The following is an 11775-nucleotide window of genomic DNA, read 5'->3' as shown; positions in this document are numbered from 1 at the left end:
TGGCCGGGGGGGGGGCGGGGGACGCGCGGGGAGTCGGGCCCGGGTCCGGGCCGCGCGGGGCGGGGGGGGGGGGGGGGGGGGGGGGGCCCCCCGGCGGGCCCGGGGGGGGGGGGGGCCGCCCCGCCCCCCCACCACCCTTCCCGTTCCCGTCACGTCTGGAGACCCGACCATGCGCTCCCGCACCTGCCCGCCCGGCCGAAACACCCCTCCCGATCGTCGGCACGGCGGCCCGCGGGGCCGCTCCCGCGCCGCTCGGCTCCGCGGGCTGCTCCTGCCGCTCCTCGGCCTGCTGCTGCCGCTGGCCGGCCTGCTCCTGCCCGCCGGGACCGCGCACGCCGCCGAGAACGGCACCTGGGGCGTCTTCCCGACGCCCCCGGCGGGCGCGGCGATGACCGACCGGGCGTACTTCTTCCACCAGGGCGCGGCCGGGACCGCGGTGAGCGACAGCGTGACGATCCTCAACTCCTCCACCAAGGACCTGACCTTCCAGGTCTTCGCCACCGATGCCGTGAACACCCCGGCCGGTGGCGCCTTCGCGCTGCTGCCCGTCGAGACGAAGCCCAAGGACGTGGGCACCTGGCTCGCGCTGCCCAAGGACACGGCCACCGTCACCGTCCCCGCCAAGGGCCGCAAGGACATCCCGTTCACCGTGAAGGTCCCCGAGGACGCGACGCCGGGCGACCACGTCGGCGGGATCGTCGCCCTCAACACCGAGGTGGAGGGGGTCCAGAAGGAGGGCAAGGTCCAGGTCGGGGTGAAGCGCTCGGTCGGCGCCCGGCTCTACTTCCGCGTGCCGGGGCCACTGACCCCCGGCCTGAGCGTCGAGGACGTACGGGTCCACCGGGACGCGCCCCTGCTGCCGTGGGTGCACGACGCGCCGGCCACCATCACGTACACGCTGGTCAACCGGGGCAACGTGGTGATCGAGCCGAAGGTGGCGGTGAGCGCCGAGGGCCTCTTCGGCCGGGACGTGCTGTCCCGCCCGGGGCGCGAGCTGCGGCTGACCCTGCTGCCGGGCCAGCGCATCGAGCTGAGCGAACCGTGGCCGGACGCGCCCCAGTTGGACTGGGTCACCGTCAAGGTGACGGCCGGCTCCGCGCTGTACCCGGACCTGACCACGACCGGCGGGGCGGAGTTCCTCGCCGTGCCCTGGCCGGCGGCGGGCGCGGCGCTCGTCCTGCTGGGGGCCGGCGGCGCGACCTGGGTGCTGCGCCGACGGCGCCGTACGGACGGGGAACTTCCGGAAACAGCAGGGGACTTGGCTGAAACCCGCTGATCATGAAGGGTGTCCCCAGGTGGCGGCGCTCGCCCGCCACCGCTACGGGGAGGCACTTCCATGGACCGACAGCAGCCCGCCGACCGGACGGCCACGGACACGGCCGCGGTCGCGGTCGTCCCTCCGGCCACGGACACGGACACGGCGGCGGGCCCGGCCCTGCTGACCCTGATCGAGCGCACCTTGAGCACGGGCACCGCCGCCCACCTCCCCGGCCGCGGCTTCCTGCGCCTGACCCTCCCGCTCTTCGACGGCGACCCGGCCACCGGCGGCGGGACCACCGTCCCGTTCACCGTGGACGTGCTCGCCGACACCGATCGGGCCCCGCACTCGATCGCGTACCTGCTGCCGGGCGGCGGCCTGAACTTCGCCGCCGGGTTCCTCGCCCCGGGCGAGCAGGGCCTCGCCCACCACCTGCGCCGACAGGGCCACCTCGTCGTCGGGGTCACCCCGCGCGAGGACGCGGCCCGGCCCGGTGACGTCAGCGCCGGGTGGGGGCTCGCCGGGCACTCGGCCGGGGCCGCCCTCGCCCTCGACGCGGCCGCCCACGACCCCTCGCCCCGGCTGCGGCGCGTCCTCGCCCTGGACACGACCGGCCCGCTGACCGGCCCGGACGCCGCCCGGGCCGCCGCGACCCGGGACGCGTACGCCGCCCAGCTCGCGGCGGGCACGCACGCGAGCGATCCCGGGCTGGCGGGGCTGGTCTCCCGGGCCGTGACGGATCCGGAGGGCGCCTCCGCCGTGCCGTGGCCGCCGGACCCGACGCTCCGCTTCACCCACGCGGGCCTGGCCCACTTCGCCCTGATCCGCACCGCCGAGCTGCCCGGCCCGGCGAACTGGATCTACGCCCGGGGCCACGCCGCCGGCAGCTACGCCTTCGGTGCCACACCGGCCGAGGACCGCTTCGCCCTGACCCACACCCCGCTCGCGGCATGGCACGCGGCCACCGCCGCCCTGGGCAGCGGCCTGATCCCGGTGGCCCTGCTGCGCGACCTGAGCGCGATCTGGGCGGGCGACGACGCGACGTACGCCATCGCCTGGGACCGGATCCGTGCGGAGGTGCTCTGGCTCAACACGGAACACGGCCGCGGCGACCACCCCCGCGGCGCGGACCTCATCCGCGCGGCCGGCAACCCCCGGGTCACCTACCGCGTGGTCCCGGGCTACGCCCACGGCGACGCCACCTGGAGCCGCACCGCCCCCGAAGACCTCTGGCCCACCAGCTGACGCCTCCGCGACCGACGGTCCGGGAGAGGGGGTCCAGTGCCCCGTCAGGCACCGTTCCCCTGGTGCGCGGCGTGGGATACGTTCCTCCGCCATGGGCGAGTTGATCGTGATCAGGCACGGCGAGACCGCGTGGAGCCGGACCGGCCGGCACGCCGGCCGCACCGACCTGCCGCTGACCGGGGCGGGGGAGGAAGCGGCGCGTGCGCTCGCGCCTCGACTGGCCGGACGGGAGTGGGTCGCCGTCTACAGCAGCCCCCTGACCCGCGCCGTCCGGACGGCCGAGCTGGCGGGGCTGAGCGGCGCGGAAGCCGACGCCGACCTGATCGAGTGGGACTACGGCCGCTACGAGGGGCTGACCGCCGAGCAGATCCAGGAGCGCGAGCCCGGCTGGGAGCTGTGGCGTGACGGCGTGGACGCGGGCGAGGACCTCGGGCAGGTGGCCGTGCGGGTCGACGCCTTCCTCGGCCGGGTCCGGCCGCGGCTGGACGAGGGCGACGTGGCCGTCGTCGCACACGGCCACCTGTCACGCATCCTCGCCGCACGCTGGCTCGGGCTCGACCCGTCGAGCGCCCGGCAGTTCGGGCACCCGCATCCGGGAACGATCAACACACTGGGCTACGAGCACGGGCTGCCCGTCGTCCTCGGGTGGAACGTGCCGTAGCGGCGACCGCCCACGACCGCGCGGGCGATGTCCATCCGGGCGACGCCCCGCCCCGAACAGCAGGAACCCCCGGCCGGTGAGGGTTGGCCGGGGGTGGGCTGCTGCTCGGCCGGGGGCCGGGCGGGGTCGGTCAGTGGTTGCGGGGGAACCGGAGGTCACCGGAATACCGCATCACAAGATGCGGAGCCTGCCGTCCCGGCGGAGAGTGCTGATCATGGCGCGCGTACTACTCACCGCCCGAATCTCAGACGACAAAGACCACTCGAACAGCGTCGAAGCCCAGCTAGAAGAGATGCGAGCTTGGGCACTCGGCAACGGCCACGCCGTCGCGGCCGAGGTGGAGGACCGGACCGTCTCCGGTTCGGTCGATCTCCCCGACCGGCCGAAGCTCGGCAAGCACCTGACCGAGGTAGGCCGTGAAGCGTGGGACACGCTTGTCGTCTCCACCCAAGACCGGCTGTCTCGCGATGACCGCCACTTCAATGCGTTCGTCGGCAACGTGCTCGACTGGGGTAAGGGCCTGGTCGTCCTCGATGACCCCTCGTTCGACATCAGCACCCCCATGGGCCGATGGATCGCCCAGGGCAAGGCTGTGCAGGCCGCTACCGAGCTAGACAAGATCAAGAAGCGGGTTACACGCTCCCGCCGCTTCCTGCGGCGGCACGGCCGGTGGGCTGGGGGTACCCCGCCCTACGGCTACCAGAAGACCAAGAACGTCCCCCGGACGGAAGCCAGCAAGTGCGCTGACTGCGGGGTATGGCTGGAGCCCAACCCGGAGGGGAAGGGCTACCACCTTGAACCCGATCCGGTGTCGGCTGCAACGGTGGTCGAGATCGTTGCCCGCATGCTTGGCGGGGACTCCCTGACGAACGTGTGCCGGGACCTCACGTCCCGCCGGGTCCTGTCCCCCTGGGACTACGCCCTTACGAAGCGGCAGACGCCCAAGGAACCCAAGGGCGCCCCGTGGGATGTCTCTGGCCTGCGCCGCATCCTGACCAACGTGGCGTTGATCGGCCAGACCACTCACGCCACGGAGAGGGACGCGAACGGCAAGGCGGTCAAGACGGAGACTGTCCGGGGTGAGGATGGCAGGCCGTTGCAGGTGGCCATCCCGATCGTGGACCCAGCTGCTTTCCGCCAGCTGCAAGACCTCTTGGCCGTGCAGCGCGCCAAGCCGGGCATGTCCCGCTCGAAGTACACGAGTTACATGCTTCGGCAGGTGGGCTTCTGCGGCTATCACGCGGCCGGCATTACAGCAGAATCGACGTTCGCCGAGGTTCACGCGGCGGTAGCTCGGGCCGTGGCACTGTCCGCACAGGGCGACGCCGTGAACCCGTTCTCTCACCCGATCTACGGGCAGGCGTCGACGAAGCGCGAGAAGACCACCCGCTACTACAGGTGCAAGACCTACCTAGACTGCCTGGACGGGAAGAACTTCCGGGCAGACGAGATCGAGTCAGGGTTCGAGGCCACGTTCATGGACGTGGTCGGGGACCTCCCTCACACCCATCGGGTCGTCATCCCCGGGGAAGATCATGCGGCCGAGCTGGCCGAGGTCATCGAGTCGATCCGCGATCTTGAGGACGACCGGTACGAGCACGGGCTCTACAAGGGTCCTGACGGGGCGGAGCGGTACCGGCGGATGATGGGGCGCCTGGAGGACCGCAAGGCCGCTCTGGAGGCCATGCCGTCCCGCAAGGCAGAGGTCCGCGAGGAGCCGTCAGGCATGACGATTCGCGAGTTCTGGGCCACGCTGGAGTATGCCGATCGGGGCCACTGGCTGAGGTCGATCGGCATGCGGTCCATGGTGATCCGGCAGACGGACGACATGCCCGCCCCTGGCTCGCCGGTCATCGTGACCGTGTTCCCGCCGGGGTTCCGGGAGAACGCATTGAGGTGGGCGCAGGAGCAGCGCGCCCCCGCCAGTAACTGACGAGCCGTAGTGGTCGAAGGCCCCTCTCCGGAGGGGCCTTCGTCGTACCCGCAGCGATCCGTCTGGCAGCCACGCTTGTGGCCACCATCACAGCGGCTCACGTGGGTGAAACAGAAATCCCCCATCTATGTACCTAGTGAGGGAGGGAAGGAGGGAGCGAAGCGACCGACTGACCGACCGAACAACCCAACCGGTTAAAGAGCCCCCTAAGGGGCTCTACTACTAACCAGGGTTAAGCAGCCCCTCAAAGGGCTGCACTCACGGACGTAACCTCGCTCATCGCTCGGTTACTGCAACGCGCGAGAAAAGCGCGTGGGAGGGGTTGCACATGGCCTCTTCTGAGACCTAGGCAATGAGTCAAGGTTTCCGGAGCGAGAACGTCCGGGCCGACCATCACGTCGTTGTTCCCGACTACCGGTGCGGGTGGGTAGCCCTCGCGTAGAAGACCTTTCCTCAGGGTGCTTGCCGGTGCGTATTGAGGATGACAGCCCCCGCTCGTCGTGAGACGCCGGGGGCATCTTCATTTGCCCATAATTAACCGATCACGGATACAGGAGGCTGTGTTGTGCTGACCTTTGATCACGCGTACCTCAAGCATCTTCGCCAAACCCGCCGTCAGTGCACACAGGCTCAGCTAGCCACGGCGCTGAACGTTTCTCAGGGCCGCTACTCGGAATGGGAGCGCGGGAAGTCCGAGCCGACGGCTAAGCACCTGATGGCGCTTGCCGAGCATTACGCCCTTCACCCCCGCGACCTTTTCGAAGGTCGCGACCACGTGCTTACGACTGAGGCCCCGACGCGAGGACGGCATGAGGTTGCCCCAGAGCCTGAGTCCCGCCGTGCCTCCGTCCGCGCCCTGACTATCGAGCAAGGGCTACCACTTGAAGAGGTTGCCGGGACGCTTAACGTTCCGTTGTCTGTCGTCGAATCCGATATTGATGCTCTCGCCGATAGGGGGCCGATCTAGATGGACCTGAAGACTCCTCTTTGGGAGCTGTCGCCTAAAGAGCGTGAGGCGCTGCTTAGGCTCCGTCGGATCGAAAAGTACATCAAGACTAAGGAGCGTAAGTGATGGCTATCCCTATGGAAGCCCCCGAGAGCCTGCGGCAGGCTCGCCGGTGGGAACAGGCTAAGGCCCTGTATGTGCGGGCCGGCATCTGCCAGGGATGTGCTGGACAAGCCGCTTACGGCCATCAGCTCGGATTCTCTCGAATCAACCCACCGTGTCGTTTGTGCGCTGCCACGGTAGACAGCTTCCCTTACCCGGCCGCCGCTAACGGGTGGAACGCTCTGGAGGCCCCCGTCAAGGGGGCTGTGGAGCCCGTGAGTGACCGCCTGAGCAGTTCAGGTGTCTGGAGACTCACCCCGCCCGGAACGGTCAAAATATCGGCGTACAGCGATTCCGGGTTTCAGACGTACGTCTACTGTTCCGGCGGATGCGGTCGCCGGATGGTTAATGCCCTGACCTACCGGCCGTGCCGAACCTGTCGCAAAGACCACCCTTAAGGAGACTGCCTATGTTTGAGATCACCATTAAGGACCGTGCCGCCAAGTATCAGGGCACATGTTCCACTCGACGTGTGCGGCTCACGTCTGTCGATATCGCGCTCATCTCAGACGAGCAGCTCGGCAGGGCATTCCGGGACACCTTTGCCCGCCTTAACCGTAGCCGCGCCGAGGAACCGCTAATCACTGCAATGGTCAAGCGCATCCTTGAAGGGAAGCGCACCCACTAAAGACTTAGCGACCCTTAGACAACAGGGTCGTTGACAACTAGGGAGCCTCTAAGGGCTCCCTTTCTTATGTCCACCTAGGGCTCAATCAAGGAGTCATCATATGGCTAACGCATTCGAAACCGATCAGATCGTAGCTTCCGCTATCGAGCTTCTCTTCCATCAGAGCGTTCTCGGTGAGACCGTTCACCGAGACGCGGAGAAGGGGTTCACGGGCGGCAAGGGCGACTCTGTCCGCGTCCGCATTCCTAAGCGTCGCACCGCTAAGAACTTCAACGGCACTACCGAATTCGTGGATGTTAACGAGGGTGCCGTTCAGGTCAAGCTTTCGGATGAGCCGACCGATGCAACCAAGCTAACCACCCGTGAGGCCACTCTCGACGTGACGTCGTTCGCTAAGCAGGTTCTGCTTCCGCAGACTGAGGCTGTAGCCCGGTATACGGAAAAGAACCTTGCCACTCTCATGAACAAGGCAACCGACGCCGTTAAGACTGACGCGGCTAACCAGGTTATTGACCCGGCTGCGGAGCCGGGCAAGGCCGGCCATGTCGTCAAGGCCCTCACGTGGGCCGCGTCCGAGTTCACTCGCCGAGAGATTAACCCGCGCTTCCGCTTCGTGGCCGTTGGCCCGGACGTGCAGCGCCTCCTTCTGGACACTCCGCATCTTCAGAAGGTGAATGAAGCCGGTGACTCCGAGGGGTTGCGTAACGCGATACTTGGCAACCTCTTCGGCTTTGATGTTGTGGTTTCTCCGCACATTAACGGCATGGTTGCTTATCACCGTGACGCCATGGCTCTCGCCGTCCGCGTCCCGGAGCCGTCGATGGGTACACGCTCGTATGCGAGCGTCCACCCCGGTGACCGCTACGGCCTGCGAATCACGCACTCGTACGACCCCAACACTAAGGCTGAGATTTCGACCGTGGATAGTCTTTGTGGATCGTCCGTACTCGATGCCGAGCGAATGATCGCTTTCAAGCTCAAGTAAGCCTAATAACCTGGGGCCACCCGTGAGGGGGTGGCCCCTTCGGCTTGCGCTAGTACCAAGGAGGAGAGTTATGGGAGACAGCATCCCTACCCCGAAGGATTTGCTTACCGGGGAGACTGGAGACGATGACGTTAGTAACACTGACCCCATTCCTGCGGTAGAAGAATCTGCACCTGTAGACGATACCCCCGAGGCGTCTGTCGGTAGCCTTGAAGCAGACAATGCTTCACTCCGCGTCGAGCTTGCCCGTATGAAACTGGCAGACCGGTACGGCAAAGACATTGCCGATCTGATCGAGGGTGATACCCCAGAGGCTCTTGAAGCCGATGCTCAGCGAATGGCTAGTATCCGCGCACGCTTCGAGCCCCTAATTGGTACCGGTGGACTCGATCCCACACCCACCCGCAAGGGTTTTGACGCGGTAGGGGTGCTTCGGAGTATGGGCCGATGAGCTGTACGGGCTATTAAGGCCCGACCGCATCCAGGCGCACTGTAGATACCGACCCCGCACAGGAAACCCCTCACAGGGCTTTCCTAACCCCTCCCGCTAGGTGCCCCATAGGCACCCCCCGCAAGGGGTGCACACACACAAACACATGCACTTGAGTAATCACTCGCTTAGACATAAGCGCTAAGCCACTGGCTACCTTAAGCACAGCCCATGCATTGGGGCCCTCGCATAAGGGCCTCACGCACAGGCCCCTATACACACTGCACTACACGTGCACGCAGTGAATGCATAAGCGCACACAAACGCTCAATCAAACGAAAAGCTTTCGCTTAAAGAGTGTGAGAAACCAAAGCAGAAAAAGCAGCTTAAACATTTGACATTCGGCTAAAGCTTCGCGCAAAGGGTCGCGATAGGGGTGGGGGGTGTCCCCATGATCGATTTGAATCCTGACCGGGACGTGATAGCAGGCGGCATCGAGCCCGGGTTTCCAACATGAGCCCCGGTGGTCCCCCTGTACGGGTTCTCGATAGTTCGTGACTCAGACCACACAGAAAGGAGCGGCCTTATGGGTCGTAGAGGACCGGTTCCGAAGAGGTCGGACGAGTTGCTTGGCCACCGGCGCAGACAGCGGGAGCGAGAGGTGACGTTCGCGCCGTCTGGGGGCTTCGAGTGGTGCCACAGTGCCAAGCACGGAAACGCTCGCTGGCAGCGCCCCAAGCTGCGCTGCACTAGCTGTGCCTTGGGGGTGCCGGATGAGTAGCCACAACTCCGGCACCGCAAGCGGTCACCGTTGGGGAAACCGTTCCGGTGCTCGTCCGGGCGACTGGCCGGAGCATGTCCGCCGGGCCGTCTGGACACGGGACCACGGACTCTGTCAGCACGTCCGGTATGACACTGGCCTGCCCTGCTATGCGGCAGGCGATGCGGTGGACCACATCAGACCCTTGTCCCAGGGTGGCCGGAGCATCGCGGCGAACGGTCACGTTCTGTGCCGCTGGCACCATGCCCAGAAGACCGGCCAGGAGGCAGCGGCGGGGAAACGGAAGGCTGCCAGAGCGAGGAAGCGTGAGCAAAAGCATCCCGGAGCGCTTTGAGTACCACCCTAAGGGGAGGTCGGGGCCTTTTTCTTTGTCCAGTTGACTGATGCCGGCGGATCGGTGACCTGGAGGTTTGAGGCCGTCAGAGCCTCAACTCATTGCAGCTAGGCGGTGTAGATGGTGGGCTGCTCGGCTACCTGGTCCGGGGTGAGGCCGTCCACGGTCATGTTGCCGGTCCAGAGGTGATCGCGGTGGGCGTAGGTCGCCTCAAAGGTGACCCGCTTGCCGCCGGGCTCAAGCTTCCAGCCCTGCCGGTTGAACTGGGCGATGCGGTCGCTACCGCAGACGAACGAGCGGGTTGCTTGCGTCAGAACCCATTGGGCTAGCTCGGCATCCTTGGCAGTCGGTTTTCCGCAGGTGCGCGCCATCTGCCACAACCGTGGCCACTCCACCCCGGGAGTCAGGGGGCCGACGACGGCCACCTCTCCGATATGCCGCTCGTCAAGGTGATGGGTGGTGTACCCGAAGACCACGCCGAACATGGCGAACACGGTGACCCTGCCGGTTCCGGAGAGGCCCTCGTCATTGCTGCTCATTGATGGAACCCTTGGCTCTGTGACGGTCCGGGCGCCTTAGCCACGCCCGGACCGTTCCGTTCACGGGTGGTTCAGTGCCGCAGTCCTGCGGGGGAGCTTGCGGCTAGCAGCCGTCGCCGTCGCCGCAGCAGGCAGGGGGGTTGCACTCCTTCGCGGAGCCCCACAGCCGGTCATCGACGTGGAACCCGGCAGCCCTGACGCGGTCCACCACGGAGCCGATCAGCGGGCGCGTGCGGACAGTGGCCTTGGGCTCGTGCCCCAGGAAGAACCCGAACTGTTCGTCACACCAGGCGGCGTATGCCTGCGTGTGGAGAACGAACGAGTGCCAGCCGGGGTCAACGGCGTCCGACGGGGTCATGTCGAATGCGCGGGTGTCGCCCATGACCTTGAGGAAGGCAAGGGCCTGGTCCACGATCCTGCGCGCGGTGGACAGCTCGTGTCCGTACTCCTCGGCGCAGAACTGAGAGACCTTCTCGAACAGCTCGGGACTGACCAGGTCCCGCCCGTGCCGTAAGGCGACGGGGGATTCCAGCATGGTCGTCATGCGTACCTCCTAAGGGGTTGTAGGGGTCACGCGGCAGGTGGGGGCGGGAACTTCTCCTTGTCTCCGGGGTCGGTCATCGGCTTCACCTCCTCTCGGTTCCGGGCGCGGTAGGACCGCCAGGCGCGCTCGCGCCGCTCCTCCGGGGTCATGTACTCCGGGAGGCGTCTCACGCCGCCACGGCCCCGGCCGGGCAGTCGTCGGCGTGCCGGTAGACGGTGGCGGGCGGCCCGGAAACCCTGTCGACGGAGCGGCGGCGGACAGGCTCCATCGACCCCAACCTGTGACTACAGGCAGAGCACCTTTCCCCCGTCGGGGCGTAGGTCAGGTACTCCCACTCGCCCGTGTCGTAAGCCGGGGTCTTCTTCGGTGCCCTTGCCCTTGCCATGTCGCAGCCTCCGCGCAGCTCGGTGTACTCACGAAGCTAGAGAGGGGGGCGGGCGAGTCTCCACGTTGTTGCAAGCTGTTGCACGGTTTCACTCAAGTGCGTTGATGGCCTTGGCGATTAGGTCGCGGGCCGACGTGCCGCGCACGGCGATCCTGGACAGGTCTGCGAAGGCGCGGAGGTACGTTCCGATCTCCCCGGGGGTGGTCAGGTTGATCTCTGCGGTGAGAGTCTCTACGGCTACCTGCTGGTCGTCGAAGGCGTAGAACGCCTCCAAGGGCCACACGGTCCGGCGGGCGCGTGCGGGGATGATCCCGAGCGACACGTTCGGCCGGCTCATCACGCCTAGCAGCGCTTCGAGCTGCTCTCTCATGGCTTCGTCGTCGCTGACGCGGTAGTAGAGAACCGTCTCTTCGAGGAGCAGGGCGAACCGGTGGTCACCCTCGCGCAGCACCCGTGACCTGCGTTGGCGAGCCGCTACCGCGTCGGCCACGTCGTCGGGGGTGCCCTGGAAGGTCGTGATGGCCTTGAGGAGCCCTGTCGTGTACCCGGCGGTCTGGAGCATGCCCGGTACGAGGTTCGAGGCGTAGACGCGAAATGAGCGGGTCCGCTGGTAGAGCGGGGTGGTCTGCTCGTGCACCCGGCGCATGCCGTCGCGGTGAATCTGCTTCCACTCGACGTACATCGACTCGGCGTTGCGGGACGCGGCGATTATGTCGGCTGCCTGGTCTGCGGCCCCGCAGGCTGCACACCATGCCCGGATGTCGGCATCGGACGGCCAGGAGATGCCACGGGCGATGCGGGACGACTTGGCTCTGTGCCAGCCGCACCGGACGGCCAGGTCATGCCCTGAGAGCCCAGCGTCCTTCATGAGTCCTTGCAGGCGGGTGGCCACGGCGGCCCGTGCTGCTTGGGCTGTGGAGAGCGGGGAGGAAGGCATGAACTGA

General features: G+C 67.0%; 12 protein-coding genes. 8 read left to right on the top strand and 4 right to left on the bottom strand.

The annotated features are described in order from the left end of the window. Nucleotides 1–169: 169 nt before the first annotated feature. The 8 genes from ACIQWR_RS05490 (at nucleotide 170) to ACIQWR_RS05455 (ending at nucleotide 8269) form a co-directional block, all read left to right on the top strand. Nucleotides 170–1276, top strand: a complete 1107-nt coding sequence (locus tag ACIQWR_RS05490; protein ID WP_404005301.1) for a WxL protein peptidoglycan domain-containing protein — start codon at nucleotides 170–172, stop codon at nucleotides 1274–1276. 60 nt (nucleotides 1277–1336) lie between these two features. Further along, nucleotides 1337–2503 carry a hypothetical protein gene (locus tag ACIQWR_RS05485; RefSeq protein ID WP_404005300.1) on the top strand — a complete coding sequence of 389 codons (1167 nt, stop codon included), beginning with the start codon at nucleotides 1337–1339 and terminating at the stop codon, nucleotides 2501–2503. A 91-nt stretch (nucleotides 2504–2594) separates the two neighbouring features. Next, nucleotides 2595–3164, top strand: coding sequence for a histidine phosphatase family protein (locus tag ACIQWR_RS05480; protein ID WP_404005299.1), 570 nt, complete (start codon nucleotides 2595–2597; stop codon nucleotides 3162–3164). A 214-nt stretch (nucleotides 3165–3378) separates the two neighbouring features. Then, on the top strand, nucleotides 3379–5097 hold the full coding sequence (locus ACIQWR_RS05475) for a recombinase family protein (RefSeq protein ID WP_404005298.1): 1719 nt from the start codon (nucleotides 3379–3381) through the stop codon (nucleotides 5095–5097). A 565-nt stretch (nucleotides 5098–5662) separates the two neighbouring features. Then, a complete protein-coding gene (locus ACIQWR_RS05470; RefSeq protein ID WP_404005296.1) occupies nucleotides 5663–6064 on the top strand; it encodes a helix-turn-helix domain-containing protein in 402 nt (133 codons plus the stop codon). A 550-nt stretch (nucleotides 6065–6614) separates the two neighbouring features. After that, nucleotides 6615–6833 (top strand): hypothetical protein, encoded by a 219-nt coding sequence (locus ACIQWR_RS05465; protein WP_404005294.1) that lies wholly within the window; start codon nucleotides 6615–6617, stop codon nucleotides 6831–6833. Between the two features lie 100 nt (nucleotides 6834–6933). Continuing rightward, entirely contained in the window at nucleotides 6934–7818 is an 885-nt protein-coding gene (locus tag ACIQWR_RS05460; protein ID WP_404005292.1) for a P22 phage major capsid protein family protein, read from the top strand. Nucleotides 7819–7888: 70 nt separating this feature from the next. Next, nucleotides 7889–8269 (top strand): hypothetical protein, encoded by a 381-nt coding sequence (locus tag ACIQWR_RS05455; RefSeq protein ID WP_404005290.1) that lies wholly within the window; start codon nucleotides 7889–7891, stop codon nucleotides 8267–8269. A 1201-nt stretch (nucleotides 8270–9470) separates the two neighbouring features. Here ACIQWR_RS05455 and ACIQWR_RS05450 read toward each other — a convergent pair. From ACIQWR_RS05450 to ACIQWR_RS05435, 4 genes are all read right to left on the bottom strand, one after another. Further along, entirely contained in the window at nucleotides 9471–9902 is a 432-nt protein-coding gene (locus ACIQWR_RS05450; RefSeq protein WP_404005289.1) for a hypothetical protein, read from the bottom strand. 103 nt (nucleotides 9903–10005) lie between these two features. Continuing rightward, the gene (locus ACIQWR_RS05445; protein ID WP_404005288.1) at nucleotides 10006–10446 is read right to left on the bottom strand and encodes a hypothetical protein; all 441 of its coding nucleotides are present in this window, start codon (nucleotides 10444–10446) and stop codon (nucleotides 10006–10008) included. Nucleotides 10447–10472: 26 nt separating this feature from the next. After that, the gene (locus ACIQWR_RS05440) at nucleotides 10473–10616 is read right to left on the bottom strand and encodes a hypothetical protein (RefSeq protein WP_404005286.1); all 144 of its coding nucleotides are present in this window, start codon (nucleotides 10614–10616) and stop codon (nucleotides 10473–10475) included. Between the two features lie 303 nt (nucleotides 10617–10919). Then, a complete protein-coding gene (locus ACIQWR_RS05435; RefSeq protein ID WP_404005285.1) occupies nucleotides 10920–11768 on the bottom strand; it encodes a DUF5753 domain-containing protein in 849 nt (282 codons plus the stop codon). Between the last annotated feature and the right edge of the window lie 7 nt (nucleotides 11769–11775).

Source organism: Streptomyces sp. NPDC098789, assembly GCF_044759975.1.
GTDB lineage: Bacteria > Actinomycetota > Actinomycetes > Streptomycetales > Streptomycetaceae > Streptomyces.
Note: the sequence above shows the minus strand (reverse complement) of the source record. Positions and strands in the feature narration are given on the sequence as shown.